The sequence below is a fragment of the Pseudomonas sp. NPDC089422 genome, from assembly GCF_044749405.1.
Taxonomy (GTDB): domain Bacteria; phylum Pseudomonadota; class Gammaproteobacteria; order Pseudomonadales; family Pseudomonadaceae; genus Aquipseudomonas.
On sequence record NZ_JBIVHW010000002.1, the window covers coordinates 512,748 to 537,420 of the forward strand.

Annotated in this window: 20 protein-coding genes; 10 read left to right on the plus strand and 10 right to left on the minus strand. The window is 65.1% G+C overall.

Annotated elements, in window-relative coordinates; genetic code table 11:
- The first annotated feature begins 99 nt into the window (after positions 1 to 99).
- From ACIPZ8_RS05955 to ACIPZ8_RS05975, 5 genes are all read left to right on the plus strand, one after another.
- Entirely contained in the window at positions 100 to 1,167 is a 1,068-nt protein-coding gene (locus ACIPZ8_RS05955; RefSeq protein ID WP_400720380.1) for a DUF2333 family protein, read from the plus strand.
- Between the two features lie 2 nt (positions 1,168 to 1,169).
- Complete coding sequence (locus ACIPZ8_RS05960; RefSeq protein WP_400720383.1) at positions 1,170 to 1,706, plus strand: NUDIX hydrolase; 537 nt, start codon at positions 1,170 to 1,172, stop codon at positions 1,704 to 1,706.
- Positions 1,707 to 1,967: 261 nt separating this feature from the next.
- Positions 1,968 to 2,339: a translation initiation factor Sui1 gene (locus ACIPZ8_RS05965; RefSeq protein WP_027920822.1), complete on the plus strand. Its 372-nt coding sequence runs from the start codon at positions 1,968 to 1,970 to the stop codon at positions 2,337 to 2,339.
- Between the two features lie 151 nt (positions 2,340 to 2,490).
- Positions 2,491 to 4,404 (plus strand): arginine decarboxylase, encoded by a 1,914-nt coding sequence (speA, locus tag ACIPZ8_RS05970; protein WP_110633707.1) that lies wholly within the window; start codon positions 2,491 to 2,493, stop codon positions 4,402 to 4,404.
- Positions 4,405 to 4,560: 156 nt separating this feature from the next.
- Positions 4,561 to 5,016, plus strand: coding sequence for an REP-associated tyrosine transposase (locus ACIPZ8_RS05975; protein ID WP_400720387.1), 456 nt, complete (start codon positions 4,561 to 4,563; stop codon positions 5,014 to 5,016).
- 117 nt (positions 5,017 to 5,133) lie between these two features.
- Here ACIPZ8_RS05975 and ACIPZ8_RS05980 read toward each other — a convergent pair whose 3' ends face one another.
- Positions 5,134 to 6,471, minus strand: a complete 1,338-nt coding sequence (locus ACIPZ8_RS05980; RefSeq protein WP_400720390.1) for an MATE family efflux transporter — start codon at positions 6,469 to 6,471, stop codon at positions 5,134 to 5,136.
- 181 nt (positions 6,472 to 6,652) lie between these two features.
- Here ACIPZ8_RS05980 and ACIPZ8_RS05985 point away from each other — a divergent pair, with 181 nt between their 5' ends.
- A complete protein-coding gene (locus tag ACIPZ8_RS05985; RefSeq protein ID WP_400720392.1) occupies positions 6,653 to 11,554 on the plus strand; it encodes an alpha-2-macroglobulin family protein in 4,902 nt (1,633 codons plus the stop codon).
- A 148-nt stretch (positions 11,555 to 11,702) separates the two neighbouring features.
- Here ACIPZ8_RS05985 and ACIPZ8_RS05990 read toward each other — a convergent pair whose 3' ends face one another.
- Entirely contained in the window at positions 11,703 to 11,996 is a 294-nt protein-coding gene (locus ACIPZ8_RS05990) for a hypothetical protein (protein ID WP_103445815.1), read from the minus strand.
- A gap of 77 nt (positions 11,997 to 12,073) precedes the next feature.
- Between ACIPZ8_RS05990 and pbpC the strand changes: the two genes are divergently transcribed.
- Together pbpC and ACIPZ8_RS06000 are read left to right on the plus strand one after the other, a co-directional pair.
- Positions 12,074 to 14,428, plus strand: coding sequence for a peptidoglycan glycosyltransferase PbpC (pbpC, locus tag ACIPZ8_RS05995; protein ID WP_400720395.1), 2,355 nt, complete (start codon positions 12,074 to 12,076; stop codon positions 14,426 to 14,428).
- A gap of 91 nt (positions 14,429 to 14,519) precedes the next feature.
- Positions 14,520 to 16,181 (plus strand): ShlB/FhaC/HecB family hemolysin secretion/activation protein, encoded by a 1,662-nt coding sequence (locus ACIPZ8_RS06000; RefSeq protein ID WP_400720398.1) that lies wholly within the window; start codon positions 14,520 to 14,522, stop codon positions 16,179 to 16,181.
- Between the two features lie 138 nt (positions 16,182 to 16,319).
- Here ACIPZ8_RS06000 and ACIPZ8_RS06005 read toward each other — a convergent pair whose 3' ends face one another.
- The 8 genes from ACIPZ8_RS06005 to ACIPZ8_RS06040 form a co-directional block, all read right to left on the minus strand.
- On the minus strand, positions 16,320 to 17,108 hold the full coding sequence (locus ACIPZ8_RS06005) for a response regulator transcription factor (RefSeq protein ID WP_400720401.1): 789 nt from the start codon (positions 17,106 to 17,108) through the stop codon (positions 16,320 to 16,322).
- 113 nt (positions 17,109 to 17,221) lie between these two features.
- Positions 17,222 to 17,692, minus strand: a complete 471-nt coding sequence (locus ACIPZ8_RS06010; protein WP_400720404.1) for an A24 family peptidase — start codon at positions 17,690 to 17,692, stop codon at positions 17,222 to 17,224.
- A gap of 164 nt (positions 17,693 to 17,856) precedes the next feature.
- On the minus strand, positions 17,857 to 18,426 hold the full coding sequence (locus tag ACIPZ8_RS06015) for a DUF4136 domain-containing protein (RefSeq protein ID WP_400720407.1): 570 nt from the start codon (positions 18,424 to 18,426) through the stop codon (positions 17,857 to 17,859).
- 19 nt (positions 18,427 to 18,445) lie between these two features.
- On the minus strand, positions 18,446 to 19,081 hold the full coding sequence (locus ACIPZ8_RS06020) for a DUF4136 domain-containing protein (RefSeq protein WP_400720410.1): 636 nt from the start codon (positions 19,079 to 19,081) through the stop codon (positions 18,446 to 18,448).
- Positions 19,082 to 19,104: 23 nt separating this feature from the next.
- A complete protein-coding gene (locus ACIPZ8_RS06025) occupies positions 19,105 to 19,854 on the minus strand; it encodes a methyltransferase (protein ID WP_400720413.1) in 750 nt (249 codons plus the stop codon).
- A complete protein-coding gene (locus tag ACIPZ8_RS06030) occupies positions 19,851 to 20,156 on the minus strand; it encodes a MazG-like family protein (RefSeq protein WP_400720416.1) in 306 nt (101 codons plus the stop codon). Before ACIPZ8_RS06030 ends, ACIPZ8_RS06025 begins: the two co-directional genes overlap by 4 nt.
- A 70-nt stretch (positions 20,157 to 20,226) precedes the next feature.
- Entirely contained in the window at positions 20,227 to 21,078 is an 852-nt protein-coding gene (locus ACIPZ8_RS06035; RefSeq protein WP_400720418.1) for a MaoC family dehydratase, read from the minus strand.
- 2 nt (positions 21,079 to 21,080) lie between these two features.
- Positions 21,081 to 22,433, minus strand: coding sequence for a 3-oxoacyl-ACP reductase (locus ACIPZ8_RS06040; RefSeq protein WP_400720421.1), 1,353 nt, complete (start codon positions 22,431 to 22,433; stop codon positions 21,081 to 21,083).
- A 118-nt stretch (positions 22,434 to 22,551) separates the two neighbouring features.
- On the opposite strand from ACIPZ8_RS06040, the gene ACIPZ8_RS06045 reads away from it, so the two are divergent.
- Both ACIPZ8_RS06045 and ACIPZ8_RS06050 read left to right on the plus strand, forming a co-directional pair.
- Positions 22,552 to 23,829: an acetyl-CoA C-acetyltransferase gene (locus ACIPZ8_RS06045; RefSeq protein WP_400720424.1), complete on the plus strand. Its 1,278-nt coding sequence runs from the start codon at positions 22,552 to 22,554 to the stop codon at positions 23,827 to 23,829.
- A 58-nt stretch (positions 23,830 to 23,887) separates the two neighbouring features.
- Positions 23,888 to 24,667 carry an AraC family transcriptional regulator gene (locus ACIPZ8_RS06050; RefSeq protein WP_400720426.1) on the plus strand — a complete coding sequence of 260 codons (780 nt, stop codon included), beginning with the start codon at positions 23,888 to 23,890 and terminating at the stop codon, positions 24,665 to 24,667.
- Positions 24,668 to 24,673 lie beyond the last annotated feature (6 nt).

The following is a 24,673-nucleotide window of genomic DNA, read 5'->3' on the forward strand; positions in this document are numbered from 1 at the left end:
GTCTGCTTTATAGTGCTGCGACGCGGGCTTGCCGTGGCACCCTGGCGTTGGCCTGTGGTCCAAGCCCCTGAACCGTCGTGACTGATTAAGGACAAAGCCATGCTGGACTGGAAAAACCGCGAGGCCAAAGCCGAGCCCCGCGAACGTGTCGATGGTCGCCGCGCCGCTGCCCGTAGCTATCTTGGCGGGCTCTGGAGCCGTGCCCTGGGGACCCTGATCGGGTTGTACCTGCTGGTGTGCCTGGGCCTTGGCTGGTACTGGAGCGAGGAGCCGGCGTTGTTCCCGGTGCAGCAGAATGCCCAGGCAGCTGCCGAGCGCAATGGCCAGCAGATGGTGGTGGGCTATACCACCATCGAAACCCTCAAGAGCGTGGCCGGCACCCTGCTGAACAAGCCGGGCGGTTACATTTCCAACGACCGCTTCCCGCCTGGCCTGTGGATGGACAACATGCCGAGCTGGGAATATGGCGTGCTGGTGCAGGTGCGTGACCTTTCCCGGGCCTTGCGCAAGGACTTCGCCCGTTCGCAGTCGCAGTCCACCGAAGATGCCGACCTGGCCAAGGCCGAGCCGCGCTTCAACTTCGACAACAAGAGCTGGATCCTGCCATCGAGCGAGTCGGAGTTCGAAGAGGGCATCAAGTCGCTGAGCCGCTACCAGGCGCGCCTGGCCGCTGGCGACAAGGGCGCCGCCTTCTATACCCGCGCCGACAACCTGAACAACTGGCTGGGTGACGTGGCCACCCGCTTGGGTTCGCTGTCGCAGCGTCTGTCGGCCAGTGTTGGCCGGGTCAAGCTCAACACCACCCTGAAGACCGAGTCGGTGGTTGCCGGCCAGGCGCCGCAGGTGGATGAAGAGCTGGTGGAAACCCCGTGGCTGCAGATCGACAACGTCTTCTACGAAGCCCGTGGCCAGGCCTGGGCGCTGTCGCACCTGCTGCGCGCCATCGAGGTCGACTTCGCCGACGTGCTGGCGAAGAAGAACGCCACGGTCAGTGTGCGCCAGATCATTCGTGAGCTGGAAGCCTCGCAGGAACCACTGTGGAGCCCGATGGTGCTCAATGGCAGCGGCTTCGGCATGTGGGCCAACCACTCGCTGGTCATGGCCAACTACATTTCCCGGGCCAACGCTGCGGTCATCGACCTGCGTCAGCTGCTGTCGCAGGGTTGAGCATGGCCATCAGCGCCAACGAGGCCGCCCATCGGGCGGCTTCCGACCGTGAACTGGTCACTTGGGTGGACGCCGCCGACCAGGTGCTCGGCGCGCTGCCCAGGGCCGAGCTGCGCGAGCGCGGCCTGATCGGCCGCTGCACGTTCATCCTGTTGTTCAACAGTACCGGTGAGCTGTGCGTGCACCGGCGGGCCCTGAGCAAGGCGCTGTACCCGGGGTACTGGGATGTGGCGGCCGGTGGCATGGTGACGGCAGGGGAGGCGTATGACGACTCGGCTGCACGGGAGCTGGCCGAAGAGCTGGGCATCGAAGGCGTCGAATTGCGCTTTCATGAGCGTTTCTATTTCGATCAGCCAGACAACCACCTGTGGTGCGCGGTGTATTCGGCGGTGTCGGATGCGCCGTTGCGGCTGCAGCCGGAAGAGGTGATCGAGGCGAAATTCATCAGCCTTGAGCTGGCCGAGCAGGAAAGCCTGAGCAAGCCGTATTGCCCGGACTCGCTGGCGGCGTTGCAGCGCTACAAGGCCAGCCTGAAGTAAAGCTGGGGCCGCTCTGCGGCCCTTTCGCGACACAAGGCCGCTCCCACATCGATGGTGTAGCAGCCCCAAGGTCGCAAAACATTCGCAAAATGGCGCATTCCAGTACTTAGCAACCGCCTGATTTATCGTTACACTGCGCGCCCTTTTCGGGCTGCCGCAGGATCTTGCAGCAGTAGCGCCGCCCCTGCCAGAGTGGGGCTTCGCGGTCGGTCTCTGCCCCAGGTGCCGACCAGTTTTTGTCCTCAGCACAGAGGAACAAAAGTGGCCAAGAAAGCTTCTTCCTTCGCCGCCCTTGGCGGTCTCGTTTACTCCACCGATGCCGGTCGGCACTGCCCCGACTGTGGCCAGCCGGTGGACGCCTGCACCTGCAAGCAGCAAGTCATCCCCGAAGGTGACGGCATCGCCCGTGTGCGCCGTGAAAGCAAAGGCCGTGGCGGCAAGACCGTGACCACCGTCACCGGCGTGCCGCTGCCGCTCGACCAGCTCAAGGAGCTGGCCACCACCCTCAAGCGCCGTTGCGGTACCGGCGGTGCGCTGAAGGATGGGGTCATCGAGATCCAGGGCGACCACGTCGAACTGCTGATCGCCGAGCTGATCAAACAGGGCTTCAAGGCGAAAAAGTCCGGCGGCTGATGCGCCCCCGCGATTTTTTGCCCAACGCTTTCTAAACTCGTTCCCGTGACCAGGGTCTACCCAGGGCACGGACGAATCGTCATTTTCGGCTTTTACACTGCGCCCGCCTCCTTGCGGGGCAGTGTCTTCGACTTATCTATAGGGGACTTGAATGTCCGTACGACGCACACGCAAAGACGATGGTAGCCAATGGACCGTGGCCGACAGCCGCAGTGTTTATGGCATCCGCCATTGGGGCGCTGGTTATTTCGCCATCAATGAAGCCGGGCGCGTCGAAGTGCGCCCCAACGGCCCCAGCAGCGCGCCGATCGATCTGTTCGAACAGGTCGACGAGCTGCGTCAGAGCGGCCTGTCGCTGCCGCTGCTGGTGCGCTTCCCCGACATCCTGCAGGACCGCGTGCGCCAGCTGACCGGCGCATTCGATGCCAACATCGCCCGCCTGGAATACCAGAGCCAGTACACCGCGCTGTACCCGATCAAGGTCAACCAGCAGGAAGCGGTGGTGGAAAACATCATCGCCACGCAGAACGTCTCGATCGGCCTGGAAGCCGGTTCCAAGCCTGAGCTGCTGGCCGTGCTGGCGCTGGCGCCGAAAGGCGGCACCATCGTCTGCAACGGCTACAAGGACCGCGAGTTCATCCGTCTGGCATTGATGGGCCAGAAGCTCGGCCACAACGTGTTCATCGTCATCGAGAAAGAGTCGGAAGTGGCCCTGGTGATCGACGAGGCCGCCGACCTCAAGGTCAAGCCACAGGTCGGCCTGCGCGTGCGCCTGTCGTCGCTGGCGTCGAGCAAGTGGGCCGACACCGGGGGCGAGAAGTCCAAGTTCGGCTTGTCCGCCGCCCAGCTGATCTCAGTGGTGCAGCGCTTCCGCGATGCCGGCCTGGACCAGGGCATCCGCTTGCTGCACTTCCACATGGGCTCGCAGATCGCCAACCTGGCCGACTACCAGCACGGTTTCAAGGAAGCCATCCGCTACTACGGCGAACTGCGTGCGCTGGGGCTTCCAGTCGACCATATCGACGTCGGTGGTGGCCTGGGTGTGGACTACGACGGTACCCACTCGCGTAACGCCAGCTCGATCAACTACGACATGGACGACTACGCCGGCGTGGTGGTGGGCATGCTCAAGGAGTTCTGCGACGCGCAGGGCCTGCCGCACCCGCACATCTTCTCCGAGAGCGGCCGTTCGCTGACTGCGCATCACGCGATGCTGGTGATCCAGGTGACCGACGTCGAGAAGCACAACGACGACGTGCCGACCATCGAGAACAAGGAAGCCCTGCCGGAAACCGTGCAATGGCTGGTCGACCTGCTGGGCCCGACCGACATCGAGATGGTCACCGAAACCTACTGGCGCGCCACCCACTACATGGGTGACGTGGCGGCGCAGTATGCCGATGGCAAGATCAGCCTGGCCGAGAAGGCCCTGGCCGAACAGTGCTACTTCGCCGTGTGCCGCCGCCTGCACAACTCGCTGAAAGCCCGCCAGCGCTCGCACCGCCAGGTGCTGGACGAGCTCAACGACAAGCTGGCCGACAAGTACATCTGCAACTTCTCGGTGTTCCAGAGCCTGCCGGACACCTGGGCCATCGGCCAGGTGCTGCCGATCATCCCGCTGCACCGCCTGGACGAAGAACCGATGCGTCGTGCGGTGCTGCAGGACCTGACCTGCGACTCCGACGGCAAGATCAACCAGTACGTCGACGAGCAGAGCATCGAGACCAGCATGCCGGTGCATGCGGTCAACGAAGGCGAGGACTACCTGCTGGGCGTGTTCCTGGTCGGCGCCTACCAGGAAATCCTCGGCGACATGCACAACCTGTTCGGTGACACCGACTCGGTGAACATCTACCAGAACGCCGATGGCAGCGTGTATCACGCCGGTATCGAGACCCACGACACCATCGAAGACATGCTGCGTTACGTGCACCTGTCGCCGGAGGAGTTGATGACTCACTACCGTGACAAGGTGGCCAGCGCCAAGATCAGCGCACGTGAGCGGACCCAGTTCCTCGATGCATTGCGCCTGGGCCTGACCCGCTCGTCCTACCTTTCCTCGTGATCGCCGAGGCCGCTCTTACGCGTTTCTTGTAGGAGCGGCCTCGTGTCGCGAAATGAGGGCGAAGCCCTCACCTGAGTCACACCTCGCAATGATCCAGGCACGGCCCTCCATGACGCCGGGTCTACCGTTGAACGCAATGTTCAAAGGGAAAATGACATGGACGGTCAATGCAATCACCGCTTGCGCCAAGGGCGCTACTCAGAGCCAGGTAGGCTCTATCTGCTCACTACTGTAACCCGCAATCGCAATCCACTCTTCAACAAGCTGCTGTTTGCCCGAACTGTCATCCGGCAATTGCGGAAGGCTGATGAAGAAGGTAGCTGTCGATCACTAGCGTGGGTCCTGATGCCAGATCATTTGCACTGGTTGATCGAGCTCCGCTCAGCGAGCCTGGGTAACCTGATGTGTGCATTCAAGTCGCGCAGCAGTTGTGCGTTGTATCTTGCAGGGGCTGAGCGCCACCATATCTGGCAACCTGGATTCTATGATCGAGCACTGCGTCGGGATGAAGATGTGAAGGCTGCAGCGCGATACGTTATTGCCAATCCTATTCGAGCTGGGCTTGTACAGCGAGCGGGCGAGTACCCACATTGGGATTGTGTGTGGATTTGAGTCAGCAGGTGAGGGCTTCGCCCTCATTTCGCGACACAAGGCCGCTCCTACAAGCGACCGCGTTGCTTGTGTAGGAGCGGCCTTGCGTCGCGAAAGGGCCGCAAAGCGGCCCCGGCGTCATTGAACCCAGCGCCCTCTTTCCTGCAACCGCCACCCAACCCACCCCAGCGTCACTGCCCGCAACGCCATGAACCCGAGAAAGGCCAACCACAACCCATGGTTGCCAAACCCGCTCATGACCACCCCCAAAGGCAGCGCGATCAGCACCGACAGCAGCATTGCATTGCGCATCTCCCGCGCCCGGGTGGCGCCGATGAACAGCCCGTCGAGCAAGTAGCTCCACACCGCAATCAACGGCAGCAGCGCCAGATACGGCAAGTACGGATAAGCCGCCGCCCGCACGCTATCAATGTTGGTCTGCAGGTCGATGAACAGGTGCCCGCCCAGCAGGAACAAACCGGCAAACCCCAGGCTGGTGATCAGCGACCAGCCGCAGGCCACCACCAGCGAGCGGCGCAAGGTATCCCGGTCCCGCGCACCAATGGCATGCCCGCACAGCGCCTCCACGGCGTGCGCCAGGCCATCGAGGGCGTAGGCGGTGAGCAGAAGGCCGTTGAGCAGCAGCGCGTTGGCCGCCACCGTGGCTTCACCCAGCCGCGCGCCCTGCACGGTGATCAGCAGGAACACCAGCTGCAGTGCCAGGCTGCGCAGGAAGATGTCACGGTTTACCGCGAGCAATGGCCGCCAGGCCTGCCAGCGCTTGAGCGCAGCCCAGGCGATCTGCCCTGGGTAGGCGCGCAGGGCCGGGCGGGTCAGGGCCAGGCCGAGCAGGGCGGCGCTCCATTCGGCGATCACCGAGGCCCGTGCCGAACCCAGCACGCCCCAGTTCAGGCCGAGCACGAACCACAGGTTGAGGGCGATGTTCAGCAGGTTGGTGGTCAGCAGAATCGCCAACGGCGCTCGTGCGTTCTGTGTGCCGAGGAACCAGCCGACCAGCGCATAGCTGGCCAGCGCCGCCGGCAGGCCGAGCAACCGGGTATGGAAGAAGTCTTCGGTGGATTGCTGCAACGCCTCGCTCGGTTGCATGGCGTGCAGTGCCAACTGGCTGAAAGGCAGGGCAAGCAGGCCAATGAGAAGGGCGAAGGCCACGGCCAGCAGCAGGCCCTGCACCAGCACCTGGCGCAATGCCGCACCGTCGGCACGCCCGGCTGCCTGGGCGGCGAAGCCGGTGGAGCCCATGCGCAGGAAGCCCATCAGGCCGACCATGAAGGTGAACAGCGTGGCGCCGACGGCCACGGCACCGAGCTGGTGGGCGTGGGGCAGGTGGCCGATCACGGTGCTGTCGACCAGGGCCACCAGCGGCACCGAGATGTTGGAGAGGATCATGGGCGCTGCCAGGGCCCAGACCTTGCGGTGGGTGGGGCGGTGCTGCCAGTCGGTGGTCAGTTGCGACATTGCAATTCCTGAGGCTGTGGGGACGCTCTGCGCCCCCAGTATTCGGCTGGGCACAGTGTACCGGCCAGGCAACCAATCCGCGCGAACAGGGTCTCACTTGCCGCATCGGTGAAAGTCCCACCTCCACCGTTGCGCTATAGTTGCTGCCCTCACGTACACGCTGCCAAAGAGTTCCCACTCCATGTTCAACAAAGGATTGTTGCTGGCCTGCGCGCTGGCCTTGCTCAGTGCCTGTGATTCCTCGACGCCGGACAAGCCCGCTTCCGCCGAAAAACCGGCCGCGAGCGCTGCGGTCGAGGCCCCGGCGCCCAAGCGCGAGGACCCTGCTGTCCTCGCCAAGCGCTACGAAGGGCGCGAGCTCAGCGTGCTGGACGTCTCGGAAGTGCAACTCGACGGCGCCAGTACCCTGTCGATCAGCTTCTCGGCACCGCTGGACGCCAAGCAGGACTTCGCCGCCAAGGTGCACCTGGTCGATACGGTCAAAGGCAAGGTCGACGGTGCCTGGGAACTCTCCGACAACCAGATGGAATTGCGCCTGCGCCACCTGGAGCCACAGCGCAAGCTGGTGCTGACTGTCGACAAGGGCTTGCTGGCGGTCAACGGCAAGCAGCTCGACAGCGAATCGGTTAGCCGCCTGGAAACCCGCGACATGCAACCCACCGTTGGCTTTGCCAGCCGTGGTTCGTTGCTGCCCACCCGCCTGGCCGAAGGCCTGCCGGTGATCGCGCTGAACGTGCCCAAGGTCGATGTCGAATTCTTCCGGGTCAAGCCGCAGATGCTCTCGACCTTCCTGGCCAACTGGGGCCGCAACAGCAGCCTGTACTACTACCAGTCCAAGGAAACCCTGGACATGGCCGAGCTGGTCTACAGCGGCCGCTTCGACCTGAACCCGGCGCGCAACACCCGCGAGACCGTGCTGCTGCCGATCGCCGGGATCAAGCCGCTGCAGGAGCCAGGCGTGTACCTGGCCGTGATGCGTGCTTCGGGCACCTATGACTATTCGCAACCGGCGACGCTGTTCACCCTCAGCGACATCGGCGTGTCTGCCCACCGCTACCGTGACCGCCTGGACGTGTTCGCCCAGGCCCTGGAAGGCGGCAAGGCACTCAAGGACGTCAACCTCGAACTGCATGACGACAAGGGCAAGCTGCTGGCCCAGGCCAAGACCGATGGCGCCGGCCATGCCCAACTGCCGATCACGGCCAAGGCCGACACCCTGATCGCCACCCAGGGCGTGCACACCACCTTGCTGCGCCTGAACACCGCTGCCCTGGACCTGGCCGAGTTCGACATCACCGGCCCCCAGGCCAACCCGCTGCAATTCTTCATCTTCGGCCCGCGTGACCTCTATCGCCCGGGTGAAACGGTGCTGCTCAACGGCTTGCTGCGTGATCAGGATGGCAAGCCGGTCAAGGCTCAGCCGGTCAGTGTGGAAGTGCGTCGCCCGGATGAGCAGGTCAGCCGCAAATTCGTCTGGGAGGCCGACGCCAATGGCCTGTACCAGTACCAGCTGCAACTGGCCACGGAGGCCCCCACTGGCCGCTGGCAATTGCTGCTCGACCTGGGCGGCGGGCGCAGGCAGGTATACGAGTTTCTGGTCGAAGACTTCCTTCCCGAGCGCCTGGCACTTGAACTCAAAGGCAGCGATACGCCGCTGTCGCCCGAGGAGGATGCGCGCATCCAGGTCAATGGCCGCTACCTCTACGGTGCGCCGGCTGCCGGCAATCGCCTGAGCGGCCAGGCCTATGTGCGCCCGCTGCGCGAAGCCGTGCCGGCACTGCCGGGCTACCAGTTCGGCTCGGTTACCGAAAGCGAACTGACCCAGGATCTGGAGCTGGACGAAGTCACCCTCGACCAGGCTGGCAAGGCCGTGGTCGATATCGAGAGCCACTGGGCCGAAGCACGCTCGCCGCTGCAGTTGACCGTGCAGGCCAGCCTGCAGGAGTCCGGCGGCCGGCCGATCACCCGCCGCCTGGAGCAGCCAATCTGGCCTGCCGAGCGCCTGCCTGGCCTGCGCGGCCTGTTCGACGGTGAGGAAACCGACAGCGATGGCCCGGTCGAATTCGAGTTCCTCGTGGCCGACCGCGCTGGCAACAAGCTCGCCGCCAACGACTTGAAAGTGCGGCTGATCCGCGAGCGGCGCGATTACTACTGGAACTACTCGCAGAGCGATGGCTGGAGCTACAACTACAACGAGAAATTCCTCACCCAGAGCGAGGAAACGGTCAGCGTCAAGGCCGGCTCCACCGCCAAGCTGAGCTTCCAGGTGGAGTGGGGCCCGTACCGCGTCGAGGTGGAAGACCCTGAAACCGGCCTGGTTTCCAGCGAGCGCTTCTGGGCCGGCTACCGCGCCCAGGACAACGCCGAAGGCGGCGCGGTGCGGCCGGACCAGGTGAAGCTGGCGCTGGACAAGCCGGCCTATGCCGATGGCGCCAGCGCCAAGGTCACCGTGACCCCGCCTGCGGCCGGCAGCGGCTACCTGATGATCGAGTCCAGCGATGGCCCGCTGTGGTGGCAGGAAATCGAGGTGCCCGCCGAGGGCAAGACCTTCGATGTGCAACTGGACAAACAGTGGGCGCGGCACGACCTGTACATCAGCGCGCTGGTGATCCGCCCAGGTGAGCGCAAGGCCAATGCCACGCCCAAGCGAGCTGTCGGCGTGCTGCATCTGCCGCTGGCGCGTGCCGAGCGCAAGCTCGCGGTCAGCCTGCAGGCGCCGGAGAAGATGCGCCCCAAGCAGCCGCTGACAGTGAAGGTCAAGGCCGCCAATGCTGACGGCAGCGTGCCGAAGCAGGTGCATGTGCTGCTGTCCGCAGTCGATGTGGGCATCCTCAACATCACCGACTTCAAGACCCCCGACCCGTTCGCCAGCCTGTTCGGCCGCAAGGCCTACGGCGCCGACCAGCTGGACATCTACGGCCAGCTGATCGAAGCCGGCCAGGGCCGCTTGGCCAGCCTGGCCTTCGGCGGTGATGCGGCGCTGGCCAAGGGTGGCAAGCGGCCCAATACCACGGTGACCATCGTTGCCCAGCAAAGCCTGCCGGTGACCCTGAACGACCAGGGTGAAGGCGAGGCGACCGTCGATATTCCCGACTTCAATGGCGAGTTGCGGCTGATGGCCCAGGCCTGGACCGACGAGCACTTCGGCATGGCCGAGGGCAAGACGGTGGTGGCCGCACCGCTGATCGCCGAACTGTCGGCGCCGCGCTTCCTGGCCGGCGGTGACCGCACCAGCCTGGCGCTGGACCTGGCCAACCTGTCGGGGCGTGCGCAGCAGTTGAGCGTCGAGATCCGCACTGAAGGCCAGCTGAGCCTGACGGCCAGCGCCCAGCAGACTATCGCCCTGGCCGAAGGCCAGCGCAGCACGCTGCTGATCCCGGTGCAGGCCATGGGCGGCCTGGGGCAGGGCAAGGTGCAGGTGCGGGTCAATGGCCTGCAGCTGCCGGGTGAACCGGCGAATACCTTCGAACGCGAATGGACCCTGGGCGTGCGACCGGCCTACCCGGCGATGCTCAAGCATTACCGCGTGGCCCTCAAGGACCAGCCATGGACCTTGCCGGAAAGCGACCTGGCCACCTTCGAGCCGGCGGGCCTGGAAGCCAGCCTGGCGCTGTCGAGTCGCCCACCGCTGAACCTGGCCGAGCAGATTCGCGCCCTCGAAGCCTACCCATACGGCTGCCTGGAGCAGACCACCAGTGGCCTCTATCCATCACTGTATGCCGATGCCGCGAGCCTCAAGCGCCTGGGCATCAAGGGTGAGCCGGCCGAGGTGCGCAAACGCAAGATCGAGATGGGCATCGAGCACCTGCTGGGCATGCAGCGCTACAACGGCAGCTTCGGCCTGTGGAGCTCGGACAGCGAAGAGGAATACTGGCTGACCGCCTATGTCACCGACTTCCTGCTGCGTGCCCGCGACCAGGGCTACGGCGTGCCGGCCGAAGCCTTGAAGAAGGCCAACGAGCGCCTGCTGCGCTACTTGCAGGAGCGCAACCTGATCGAAGTCGACTACAGCGAGAACGCCGAGCACACCCGCTTTGCCGTGCAAGCCTACGCCGCGCTGGTGCTGTCGCGCAGCCAGCAGGCACCGCTGGGCGCCCTGCGCAGCCTGTTCGAGCGCCGCGCCGATGCCCGCTCCGGCCTGCCGCTGGTGCAGTTGGCGGTAGCGCTGGACGCCATGGGCGACAAACCGCGCGCCGAGCAGGCGCTGCAGGCGGGCCTTGGCATCAGCCGCAGCAAGGGCTGGATGGCCGACTATGGCAGCAGCCTGCGTGACCAGGCGCTGATCCTGGCGCTGCTGCAGGAGAGCAAATTGGCCAGCAACCAGGTCGACCAGCGCCTGTTCGCCCTGTCGGACGAGCTGGCGGCCAACCGTTGGCTGTCGACCCAGGAGCGCAACGCCTTGTATCTGGCCGGCCGTGGCCTGCTGGGCAAGCCGGAAGCACCGTGGAAGGCACGCCTGGACAGTGCCGGCGAAGTGCGTGAGTTCAACAACGTGGAAGCGGGCATGAAGCTCGAAGGGCCGTTGCTGGCGTCGCCGCTGAGTGTGCAGAACGAAGGCAGTGAAACGCTCTATCAGCAATTGACCCTGTCGGGCTATCCACGTCAGGCGCCTGTCGCGGGTGGCAACGGCATGGAGATCCGCCGTGAGTACCTGGGCATGAATGGCCAGGCGCTGGACCTGCACAACCTGCGCAGCGGCGACCTGGTGCTGGTGCACCTGGCGCTCAAGGCCAGCGATCGCGTGCCGGATGCCCTGGTGGTCGATTTGCTGCCAGCGGGCCTGGAACTGGAGAACCAGAACCTGGCACAGAGCGCTGCCAGCCTGGACAACGCCAGCAGCGCGGTGAAGCAGTGGCGCGAGTCGATGCAGAACGCCAGCGTGGTGCACCAGGAGTACCGTGATGACCGCTACGTGGCGGCCCTCAAGCTCGACGGCTATGGCACCACGCACCTGTTGTACCTGGCACGGGCGGTGACCCCGGGCACCTATCGGGTGCCGCCGCCGCAGGTGGAGTCGATGTACCGGCCTAACCTGCAGGCGGTGGGAGATGGGCAAGGAGAGATGACGGTAAAAGCACGTTAAAGGCTAGTGCAGACCCTGTAGGAGCGGCCTTGTGTCGCGAACGGGCCGCAAAGCGGCCCCGGCAGTTTCAACTGCTTGGCTGGAGATCAGGGGGCGCTTCGCGCCCCTTTCCGACCGGTCCGGCGCCCCGGCAAGGCCGCTCCTACAATCAGTGAATGACCCAGCTCATCACCCACAGCCCCAGCACCAGCCAGATGATCCCGAGGATGATCGAGGCACGCATGAAGGCGCGGATTGCCGAGTACAGCAGCATCAGGCCGATGATCAGGGCGAGTATGCTGAGCAGCGAGGTGTCCATGCCCAACGTGCGTGCCAGGCCATCGATGAAATTGCCCCCGGCGTTGGCCAGCAGGTTGAACAGGCCGCTCATGATGTCGACGATGAAACGGATCAACGAACCCAGTGCCTGGCCAAGCCACTCGAAAAAACCTTCTACATGCATAGTTGCTTCCTGATGAACGAATCGGCACGGTTGCCGCTCCCAAGCCTTAGGCCACTACCTGGCCTGGCCGGTTCCCGATGCCAAGCTTAGCGCGGTCACGTACCCGAGCGGGAAGGCTTGTGCGTGCGGCTGTGATCAGCATCCTGATGTTGCTCGGCCTGCTGTGGCTGGCCGACCGCATCTGGCCGCTGCCAATGCCGGGCAATGACCTGGCGCGGGTGGTGCTGGCCGAAGACGGCACGCCGTTGTGGCGCTTTGCCGATGCCGATGGCGTGTGGCGCTATCCGGTCAGCCCTGAAGACGTTTCGCCGCTGTACCTGCAGGCTCTGCTGACCTACGAGGACCGCTGGTTCTACCGTCACCCGGGGGTCAACCCGCTGGCCCTGGCGCGGGCGGCCTGGCTCAACCTGCGGGGCGGGCGGGTGGTGTCTGGTGGCAGCACCTTGTCGATGCAGGTTGCACGCCTGCTCGACCCGCATGATCGCACCCTGGCCGGCAAGCTGCGGCAGCTGTGGCGCACCGCGCAGCTGGAGTGGCACCTGTCCAAGCGCGAGATCCTGCAGATCTACCTGAACCGTGCCCCGTTCGGCGGTACCTTGCAGGGCGTGGCTGCGGCCAGCTGGGCATATCTGGGCAAGTCACCACAGCACCTCACGCCCGCCGAGGCAGCACTGCTGGCGGTGCTGCCGCAGGCTCCGAGCCGCTTGCGCCCGGACCGCCACCCGGCCCGTGCCCAGCGTGCCCGCGACAAGGTGCTGCAGCGCCTGGACGAGTATCAGGTGTGGCCGGCGCAACAGATCAAGGAGGCTGCCGAGGAGCCCTTGCTGCTGGCCCCGCGTCAGGAACCGGCGCTGGCGCCCCTGCTGGCACGGCGGCTGAATACCCCTGACAGCCCGACGTTGATTCGCACCACCCTCGACGCCTCGCTGCAGCGGCGCCTCGAGGACCTGCTGCTGGGTTGGCGTGCACGCCTGCCGGAGCGCACCTCGGCGGCGATCCTGGTGGTCGAGGCGCAGACCATGGCGGTACGCGCTTACCTGGGCTCGATCGACTTGAGCGACGAGCGGCGTTTTGGCCATGTCGACATGGTCCGCTCGTTGCGCTCGCCAGGCTCGACGCTCAAGCCGTTTCTCTACGGCCTGGCCATGGACGATGGCCTGATCCACTCCGAATCGCTGCTGCAGGATGTACCACGTCGCTACGGCGACTATCGCCCCGGCAATTTCTCGATGGGTTTCAGCGGCCCGGTGTCGGCCAGCTCGGCATTGGCGCTGTCGCTCAACCTGCCGGCGGTGCAATTGCTCGAAGCCTATGGGCCCAAGCGCTTTGCCGCGCAGCTGCGCATGGCCGGCGTGCCACTGGCACTGCCGCCTCTGGCCGAGCCCAACCTGGCATTGATTCTGGGCGGCGCTGGTAGCCGCCTGGAGGACCTGGTCGGCGGCTACGCGGCACTGGCCCGGGGCGGCAACAGTGCCCAAGTTCGCCTGCAACCGCAGGATCCATTGCTGGAGCGTCGGCTGATGTCGCCGGGCGCGGCCTGGATCATCCGGCGCATCCTCAGTGGCCAGGCGCGGCCCGACCGCGACCCGCATGCCGAACTGGTACAGCGCCCGCAATTGGCCTGGAAGACCGGTACCAGCTATGGCTTTCGCGATGCCTGGTCGATCGGCGTAGGGCCGCGCTACCTGATCGGGGTGTGGATCGGTCGCCCTGATGGCACGCCAGTGCCCGGGCAGTTCGGCCTGGCCTCGGCGGCACCCTTGATGCTGCAGGTGCATGACTTGCTGAGCAACCGTGACAGCCAGCGGGGCATCCGGGTACCGGTGGAACGCGTGCCGGAAAGTGTTGGCGTAGCGGCCATCTGCTGGCCGCTGGGCCAACCCATGAACCGACAGGACCCGAACTGCCGGCGCCAGCGCTTTGCCTGGACCCTCGATGGCACTACCCCTCCCACGTTGCAGGCTGCCGACCAGCCCCTCGGCCTGGGACTGCGCGAGAGCCTCTGGGTCAATGCCCAGGGCCTGCGCGTGGACGGCAGTTGCCCAGGCGCCAAGGCGCTCGACATCGCCTTGTGGCCGGCACCGCTGGAGCCATGGTTGCCACGCGTCGAGCGACGTGCGGCGCGGCTGCCGGCGGTCGACCCGAGCTGCCCGCCACAGGTACCGGCCAGCGCGCCGCCGCTGTCGATCGTGGGAGTGCGCCCCGACGACAACCTGCGGCGCCCGGCCACCAGCAGCGAACCCTTGCAGCTGCACGTCTCTGCCCTCGGCGGTGGCGGGCGGCGCTGGTGGTTCCTCAACGGCCAGCCGCTGGGTGAAAGCGAGGGGCAGGAAAGCGTGCTGGTGCGCTTCGAGCGAGCCGGGCAGTTCGAGCTCAGTGCCCTGGACGAAAGTGGAGAAACGGCGAGGGTGGCGTTCCAGGTCAACGAGTAGGTGTTCGACGTTTACCGGGGCAGCACCTACGCTTGCAAGTGACGGGTGAGGCCGGCGACGCCCCGGTACCCAAGGGATTGTGGAGCGTCCTATGCGTCTTGTGCTGATGCCCCTGTTGCTGACGCCCTGGGCCAGCCTGGTGGTCGCCGAGCCCTTGCCAGTGTTTCTCGACGGCCACGAATACGAGCGCCGCTTGCCTAGCGCGAACCTGCCGATCGAGGCCTACCGCCCACTTGCCCCGAGCCTGCATCTGGCGCCGCCCAGCTCAGTGTCTGATACCTTGCCCGTGGAGACTCGTTTCGTGCTGCACAAGGTGCGCTTCGAGGGCGGTACGGTCTACCCGTTGAGCGAGTTGCGCGAACATTACCAGCCCCTGATTGGCCGCGAAGTGAGTATCGGCGAGCTGCAGCAGTTCACCGAACGCCTGACCCGGCGCTACCAGTGCGACGGCTACCTGTTGTCGCAGGCTTACCTGCCTGACCAGGACTTTGCCGAGGGCCGCGTGCATGTCGTGTTGGTCGAGGGGTACGTCCACGACGTTCGGCGGGAAGGGGATATCGGGCCCGTTGGCGCTTACCTCGACCAACTGCTGGAGCCCTTGCGGGCGGAACGCCCCTTGACCCAGGCGACGCTCGACCGCTTTATCGGCCTGGCCCAGCGCATCCCCGGCGTGACGCTGCAGGTTGACCTGACCCAGGCCGAGCCCGGCGAGGGCGCCGCGCAGCTGACCATGCATGCCTTGCACAAACCTTTGGATGCGGCAGTGGCATTCAGCGATGGCAGCCGCGATGGACCGCAGGGGCTGTTCAAGGTAACCAGCAATGCCCAGACCCGTTTTGCCGAGCAGTTGACGGCTAGCGTGCTGCTGCCACCGGGTGATGACCACAGCCATTACCAGCGCCTCGACTACAGCCAGCACCTGGATGCACAGGGCAGCCAGCTGCTGCTTTCTGCCGCTCGCTACCGCAGCGAACCGCGCACGCCCGTGCGTCTGGAGCATGGTTCGCCGTTTTTCCAGAAGATCGAAAGCGAGCGTTATGCAATCGGGCTTGGCCAGCCGGTGATCGTCACGGCGGATGAATGGCTGGCGGTGACAGGGCATGTCTACTCGGTCAGTGAGCATGACGAAGATCTTTCCGGCGGCCTGGGGCGCAACGACACCTATGTGCGTGCGCTGTCGTTCCAAGGCGATTGGCGCAAGGTCGAGGACGGGCGACTGCGCATGGTCAGCGCCGGGGTGTATCAGGGGCTGGATTATCTGGGCGCTCGCAGCGATGCCGACTACGACATGAACTTTCTGCGCTTTCGCGCGGCCGGGTTGCAGCGCGACCCGTTGTTTCAGCGCTGGCAGGGCGTGCTGTCAGGCGCCTTGTACTGGACGGATGACCGGCTGCCCGACAGCGAGCGTGCCGTGTTCGGCGGGCAGAACTTCGGCCATGGCTACCCCCAGGACCAGGCAGCGGGGGACAAGGGCTGGGGCGTGGCCTACGAGCTGAACTACAGCATCCAGCCTGGCGCTGGCTGGGTTCGGCTGGTGCAGCCATATGCGCTGCTGGATGCTGCGCAGGCCTGGTACAACGGCGGGCCATTGGAAGATGCCAGGATGCGTTCGGCGGCGTTGGGTGTGCGGCTTGGCGATGGGCGTAACGGCAATGTGGCGCTGGAGGTGGCCAAGCCACTGGCGGACGTGGCGTTGGATAGCATGAGTCGAGGGCCGCGATGGACAGTGAGTTTTAGCTACCAGCTGGAGTAAATGCTGACTGTACCGGCCTTACCGCCAGCAAGCCGGCGCCCACAGGATAACCACCAGCCACCAGGCCAGCATCATCCTTGTGGGAACTGGCTTGCCGGCAATGAGGCCAGTGGCAGTCAGGCAAAGCCTGAGACGATCTCAGTGTGTGGTAAACCGTTGATGTACGGGTGAGGAACTAGGCGTCAACGCCAACGCCAACTGTGTGCGGTTGTGCATGTGGGTCAAACGCAACACCTGCGACACGTAAAGCTTCACGGTGTTCTCGGTGATCCCCAGTTCACAGGCAATCTGGTAATTGGTCTTGCCCTTGCTCACCAGCCGGGCGACTTCCATTTGCCGCGGAGACAGCTTCTCGAACGCCGCAGGCAGCTCAGCTTCAACAACTTCTTCGGCGGCGTCGCTGGCGCGGCGGTGGACGCCCTGGCCGCGGGCCTTCTCCAGGTCCTGATAGAGTTCGTCGATGGAACCGGCCAGGTCCTGCAGGCGCTGGTTGAGGTTGCCCAGGTCCTGAAGGTTGGCCTTGCGCTCCAGCAACACCTGTTCCTGGCGGCGCACACCTTCGAGCAGCTCGTCGAGGTCCATGGGCTTCTGGTAATAATCGGCGAAACCTTCGCGCAGGGCGCGGATCACGTCCTGCTTGTCGGCACGCCCGGTGAGCATGATTGCCTGGAACATGCGCTGGCGACCGGCAATGTCTTTCAGTGCCCGGACCAGCTCGATGCCATCGCGTTCGGGCATGTGCAAGTCGCACAACACCAGGCCGATGGCTTCGTCGGCGACGAAACGCTCGATGGCTTCGTCGGTGGAGTGGGCCGCAACACACTGGTGGCCCTGGATTTCGAGGAATTCACACAATTGTTCGACGATCAGCGGCTGGTCATCTACGACCAGAACCTTCACGTCACTGACTGACTTGTTCACGATCAACTCCCTGTTCGTAAGCGGCCCTGCTCCCGGGCCAGACGCTCTGGCAGCTTAAAAATAGACGCTCCTCGCGATTCTGTACAAGTTATGTACAACTGATCGGACCACAGGGATGTTCATTGGATCCATACAGCCGTGAGCAGAAAGCCCGCCAGAACGTAGGGCACGAAGGCTTGCTTGTCGCCCATTTCCTCCGTCAGGGCGGTCAGGCGCTTCTTCACCTTGGGGTTGAGCAGTGTCCACAGGCGCCTGCGGGTCAGCAGCCACAGCACCACGCTGACGCCCGCACCGATGAAGGTGCCGAGCACGTATTGCGGGCTGGTTGCCAGGGCCAGTGCGCCCATCAGCTTGACGTCGTCGGCACCGAAGCGGCCCAGCATGTAGCCTGGCAGGGTCAGCAACATGACGATGGCCAGGGCCCAGCCAGCGTCGCTGGCATCGGCGCCGATCCAGGTGTGCCCCGTGGCGAACAGCCAGACCAGGGCGCCTGCGGCGAAGCCCAGGGTCAGCATGTTGGCGATCTGGCGCTCGCGGATATCTTGTTCGGTGCACAAGGCAAGCCACATCAGGAGAACAATGCTTTGCATCGGCAGGCCGCCTTTTCCATTCGTTGAACACTGCTACCCGGTCAGTCAGGTTTCCTAAACAGGGTAGACGCGATCTGACGAACGGGCATGGCAGGGCGGCAAAAAGGTTGTTGTGGGAGTCGCGCTTGCCGGCGATGGGCCGCAGAGCGGCCCCTTCGACTGGTTTATTTCACCCGGCCCGGTGGGTAGTTGCCGAGCACCTGGGCAACGGTCTTCTGGATTGCGCTGTTGCGCTCGTCGGGGCCAGGCGGGTAGCTGTTCATGATCTGTTCGGCACTGCCACGCCAGACCAGCTTGCCGTCATGGCCATCGAACATGTCGATCTGGATGGTTGCCACCTTGTAGTCGACGCTGCGGGTTTCGTTGTACATCGGCCCGCCCCAGTAACCGTTCCAGTAGCCGCCCCAGGCGCCGCCATAGTTGGTGGTGATCTGCTGCTGGCGTTGTTCGACGATCAGGTAGGCACGGACGGTGACGTCAGGCCTGGCATTGCCCTGGGCAGGGCGCAGGCCGCGCTGGTCGAGCTGATCGGCGACTGCCGCGCGAATGCGTTGCTCGGTCAGGTCGCTCTTGATGCGTGGGTCATCCGGGCGGTATTGCAGGCCCGGTTCCTGCCATGCCCAGCTGCGATAGGCGGCAAAATCGCGGCTGGCGTCGAAATCCTGCTGAACGTTGTTGCTCGAGCAGGCAGCGAGCAGCAGCGCGAATGACAGTAGAACGAGACGGCGCAACATGATGGTTCTCCGTTAGGCATTAACTGGGAGGATAGCCGCTGAGCGCCTTGTGAACCGATTCGCGCAGGGCGCTCTCGCGATCGCGCGGCGAGCCTTTGTCGCTGCCGCTTTCAGCGCTGGCGCTCCACACTGGCTGGCCGTTGCGGGCATCGAACAGGTCGATGCGCACCACCATCACCTCCACTTCGTAGGTGCGTACGATCGGCACGCTGCCGTAGGCGCCGTAACCGTTGCGGTAGCCGCCGAAGCCGACACCGCCGTAGGGGGACGGGCCGTAATAGGGGTCGTAAGTGTCATAATCACGCACCTGGCGCAGGCGCCGTTCCAGGCGCATGTCGGCGCTAACGAGCAAGTCGCCAGTGGCCCCCCGGGCAGGGCGCAGGCCATGCTGGTCGAGGGCGCCGCTGACAGCATCGGCAATTTGCGCCGGGTCGGCGTCGGCGTTGCCGCTTGGCAGCCGGCCGTCGCGCCAGCTCCAGCTGCGATAGTGCCCGTAGTCGCGCGGTGGCGCCGGGTAGGCACTGGTGTCGAAGGTGTTGGCCGCTTGCGCAGGGGCTGGCGGCAGCGGGCGGCTGCTGGCCACATAGGGGTTGCTGGCCTGGCAGGCGGCCAGGGTGAGCGGCAGCAGGGCCAGGCACAACAGACGGTACGGCATGTATCCCTCCCGGAGGGGCGCAGTCAGCGGGGGCGGCACATCCAGTGCAGGTAGCGGCCGAGCCCGGCGAAGCTTGGGTGACGGCGGTGGGCCAGTTCCATTTCCAGCAGGTCGAGCAGCTCGGCCTTGTCCTGGAATTCCTTGGGCATGTAGTCGTGGAAGACGCGCACGCCACTCTCGCTTTCGACTTGCCACATCACTTCAAGTTGCGCCTTGAGTTCCCGTGGATCAAGCGGTTTTTGCGGGGTCAGACTCTGCTTTTCACCTTCCAGGCGGTTGCTGCGCAGCTTGCGGAAATGGCCCTTGAGCAAGTTGCGGTAGACCAGCGCGTCGCGGTTGTAGAACGCCAGTGACAGCCAGCCACCGGGGGCAGCCAGCTGATGCAGCACCGGCAGGATGCTCTGCGGTTCGGCCAGCCATTCCAGTACGGCATGGCACAGCACCAGGTCATAGGGCTCGGTGAGCTGGCCAAGCAGTTCTTGCCAGGGTGCCTGGATGAAGGTTGCCGATTGGCCCGCTTCTGCGAAACGCGCCCGGGCACCTTCGAGCATCGGTGCGGCGGGTTCGGCCAGCGTTACCTCGTGCCCGCGCTCGGCCAGCCACAAGGCCATATGGCCCAAGCCGGCGCCGATGTCGAGCACCCGCAGCGGCCGGTCGGGCAGGGCATCGGCCAGGTCGGCCTGGAGCACCGCCAGGCGGATCGCACCCTTGGCGCCGCCGTAGATTTTCTCGGCAAAGCGTGTGGCCAGTTCATCGAAGTGACGGTCGTTCATCGCGCGAAACGCCTCTCGCTGTCGGCCAGCTTGGCGCGCACCACCTGTTCCATGTCCAGGCCCAGCTCGCTGCACAGCAGCAACAGGTAGAGGACCACGTCGCCGACTTCCTGGCCGGCATGGGCCAGCTGATTGGCAGGCAACTGGCGCGATTGGTCTTCGCTCAGCCACTGGAAGATTTCCACCAGCTCGGCCATCTCGACGCTGGCGGCCATGGCCAGGTTCTTCGGGCTGTGGAAACCGCGCCAATCGTTGTTGTCGCGGATCTGGTGCAGGCGTTGGGTGAGTTCTTGCAGGTTCATCGGGGTCTGGCTCTCCTAATGCTGCATAGCTTCTGCGCAGGCCCGATGCAAAGCAAGTGCAATCAGGGCGCTAGAGCACGGCCCAGCGCCCGACCATGTGCAGCAACCCGCCGTGCCCGTCCAGCCGCAATTCACCCGTCGACCCCGCTTCGCTGGCACTGAGGATAACTTCCGACGGCAAACGCACTGGCTTGCGGAAGTCCACATCGAAGCGATAGCCACTGTTGGGCAGGTGCGTACGCAAGGCTGCCAACGCCATGGCATTGCTCCACATGCCGTGGGCGATGGCCTTTGGAAAGCCGAACAGGCGCGCGCTGACGGCACTCAGGTGAATCGGGTTGTAGTCGCCACAGACCTTGGCGTAGCGCCGGCCGATATCGCCGTCGGCGTACCAGCGGGTGACCTCCGGCAGGGTGCCTGGCTCGGTCTCTTCGCCATTGTCCGACGGCCCCTCCAGCTTCAGGCCACGCACCAGCATGCGGCTGGTTTCACGCCAGAGCAGGCCAAGGCCATCCTCGGCTTCGGTAACCAGGTCAAAGGTGCCGCCCTTGGCATGCGCCTGCAGATTGTCGGCGTAGACCGCAAAGCGCAGCCCGTCGATGCCACCCAGCGGGCGGAGCACGTCGATACGGTTATGCAGGTGCACCAGCCCGAGCAACGGGAAGGGGAAGTCGTGGGCGGTCAGCAGTTGCAACTGCAGGGTGAAGGCCATCACGTGTGGGTAGGTGCCGGGCAAGCGGCCATCGTCGGTGAAGTGGCAGAGCCGGCGGTAGGCTGCGAGGTTGCCGGGCTCCACGCGGATGAAACTGCGCAGACCGGCTGCGGGCAGGCTGGCAGCACTGATCTTGCGTTTGCTGGCGGCGCGCAGGTACAGGCTGGCGCGTGAGTCCGGGCTGTGCAGGTCTTGCCATTGGCGGCTCATGTTCAGGCCCCCATCAGGGCCTGGCCGCAGACGCGCAGCACCTGGCCGTTGACCGCCCCGGAGCCCGGCTGGCTGAGCCAGGCGATGGCCTCGGCGACATCCTGCGGGCGCCCGCCCTGGCCCAGCGAGCTCAGGCGCCGCCCGGCCTCGCGCAAGCCGATGGGCATGGCGGCGGTCATGTGCGTTTCGATGAAGCCGGGTGCCACGGCATTGATGCTGCCGCCGCGTTCTGCAAGCTTCGCCGCCCAGGCTTCGGCGAAACCGATCAGGCCGGCCTTGCTCGCGGCATAGTTGGCCTGGCCGCGGTTGCCGGCAATGCCGCTGACCGAGGCCAGCAGGGTAATACGTGCGTCGTCGCCCAGCGCACCGCCGTCATACAAAGCCTGGGTCAGCACCTGCGGGGCCTTGAGGTTGACGGCCAGTACCGCGTCCCAGTACTCCGGGGTCATGTTGGCCAAGGTCTTGTCGCGGGTGATGCCGGCGTTGTGCACGACGATGTCGATGCCGTCGGGCAAGGCTTCGAGCAGTTTCGCGGCGGCATCGCTGGCGCAGATGTCCAGGCCCAGGGCCTTGCCCCCGAGGCGCGCAGCAAGGGCATCGAGTTCCTGCTGGGCCTGGGGCACGTCGAGCAGCATCACTTCGGCACCATCGCGCGCCAGGGTTTCGGCGATGGCGGCGCCGATGCCGCGCGCGGCGCCCGTGACCAGGGCGCGACGGCCACCGAGCGGGCGGGTCCAGTCTTCGACCTGGGTAGCACAGGCCTGCAGGCGCAGGACCTGGCCGGAAACAAAGGCACTCTTGGGTGACAGGAAGAAGCGCAAGGCGCCTTCGAGCTGAGCGTCTGCGCCCGGTGCCACATACAGCAACTGCGCGGTGGCGCCGTTGCGCAGTTCTTTGGCCAGCGAACGACTGAAGCCCTCCAGGGCGCGCTGGGCGACGCTGGCCTGCGGGTCGTCGAGGGACTCCGGCGCACGCCCAAGGATCACCACGTGGGCACAGGGTGCGAGGCTGCGCAGCAAGGGCTGGAAGAATTCGCGCAGCTGCTTCAGCTGGTCGCTGTCGGACAGATGGCTGGCGTCGAATACCACGGCCTTGAGCTTCGGCCCCAGGCCGGCGACCCAGGCGGGTGCCTGCAGGCCGTCGCCATTGAAGCTGAACAGCGCTTCGGTCAGGCGCGGAGCGATGGCCTCGACCTGGTTCGCCAGTGGCCCGCCACCCAGCACCAGTGCGCCCTCCACCGGCCGCAGGCGGCCCGCCTGCCAGCGCTCCAGCGGTGCCGGGCGCGGCAGGCCAAGGGCATCGACGAGCCGGCGCCCGAGGTTGGAGTTGGCAAAGCCGAGATAGCGATCGCTCATGTGCGGGTCTCCCTGAAGGCAAGCTTGCAAGTGTGGACCAACTTTGTGGCAAGGTCGTTCGAATGCGGCAAAAACACCTAGGCTGTACGGATCAAATTGTTTCAGGAGGAACAAGCGCATGCGTTCAACTCGCCGGGTCGCGATCCTGGGCGGCAACCGTATTCCCTTCGCCCGCTCCAACGGCGCCTACGCTTCCGCCAGCAACCAGGCGATGCTGATCGCAGCCCTGGAAGGCTTGATCGAGCGTTATCGCCTGCACGGGCTGCGCCTGGGCGAAGTGGTGGCTGGGGCGGTGCTCAAGCACTCGCGGGACATGAGCCTGACCCGCGAATGCGTGCTCGGCTCGCGGCTGGCGCCGCAGACGCCGGCCTATGACATCCAGCAGGCCTGCGGCACGGGCCTGGAAGCGGCACTGCTGGTGGCCAACAAGATTGCCCTCGGGCAGATCGACTGTGGCATCGCCGGTGGCGTGGACACCACGTCCGATGCCCCCATCGGCGTCAACGAGGGGCTGCGGCGCATCCTCTTGCAGGCCAATCGCGGCAAGACATTGGCTGAGCGACTCAAGCCGTTCCTGCAGTTGCGCCCAGGCCACCTGAAGCCCGAACTGCCGCGCAATGGCGAGCCCCGCACCGGGCTGTCGATGGGCGAACATTGCGAACGCATGGCGCAAACCTGGGCGATTGGCCGCGCCGAGCAGGACGCGCTGGCGCTGCACAGCCATCAGCAACTGGCGGCCTCGTACAGCGAGGGCTGGCAGAACGACCTGCTGACGCCCTTCCTGGGCCTCACCCGTGACAACAACCTGCGCACGGACCTGACTCTGGAGCAACTGGCCGGGCTCAAGCCATCATTCGACCGCAGCGGCCTGGGCACGTTGACGCCGGGCAACTCCACACCGCTGACCGATGGCGCCTCGATGGTGCTGCTTGGCAGCGAACAGTGGGCACAGCAGCAGGGCCTGCCGGTGCTGGCCTACCTGGTCGATGGCGAAACCGCCGCAGTGGATTTCGTCACCGGGCGCGAGGGGCTGCTGATGGCACCGGTTTACGCAGTGCCACGCCTGCTGGCGCGCAATGGCCTGACCTTGCAGGACTTCGACTACTACGAAATCCACGAAGCCTTTGCCGCGCAGGTGTTGTGCACCCTCAAGGCCTGGGAGGATGCCGAATATTGCCGTGACCGGCTGGGGCTGGACGCACCGCTTGGGGCCATCGACCGCAGCAAGCTCAATGTCAAGGGCAGTTCCCTGGCGGCGGGCCACCCGTTCGCGGCTACCGGCGGACGGATCTTGGCCAATTTGGCGAAATTGCTGGCCAAGGCCGGAAAAGGGCGTGGCCTGATATCCATTTGCGCAGCGGGTGGGCAAGGGGTCACGGTGATCGTCGAGCGCTGAACGAAGGGCGGTACCGATCTCTGTTAGGCTTGTCTGCTCAGAACTACAAGAATTCACTATGCAGACGATCGGACATCCTCGTGCCATTCCTGCCCTGGACCAGTTGCCCAGGCCCCTTTATGCCCGTGCCGAAAGTCTCGGCGCCGGCTCCTGGACGACTCGCCACAGCCACGACTGGGTGCAGTTTTCCTACGCCATCAGCGGTGTATTGGGGGTGTATACCGACGATGGCAGCTACTTCGCCCCACCGCAGTGGGGCGTCTGGATACCGGCTGACGCCGAACATGAAGTGGTCACTTCCGGGCAGGCCGAAATGCGCAGCCTGTACATCCGCCGCGATGCCTGCCCATGGGCGCCGGCGCAATGCCGGGTACTGGAGGTGACAGCGCTGGCGCGGGAGCTGATCAAGCAGTTTTGCCTGTTCCCGGCTGAATATGCCGAGGGTGACAGCGTCGAAGGCCGCCTGGTGGCTGTTCTGCTCGATCAGTTGCGCACCTTGCCCGAGGTGGGGTTCTCGCTGCCGCTGCCGCGGCATCCAGGGTTGTTGGCGTTGTGCAATGGGCTGATTGCCGCGCCGGACCAGGTGCAGACATTGCAGCAGTGGGCGGTGCGGCTGGGATGCTCGGAAAAGACCTTGATGCGGCTGTTCCAGCGCGAGACCGGGTTGAGCTTTCGTAACTGGCGCCAGCGGATGCGTTTGCTGTCGTCACTGGCGTTGCTGGAGGCGGGAGAGAGTGTGACCGAGGCGGCGTTGGGCTGTGGGTATGATTCGACTTCGGCTTACATCGCGGCCTTCAAGCAGTTGTTCGGGGCGACCCCCGGGGAACTGAAGCTTTGATGTTGC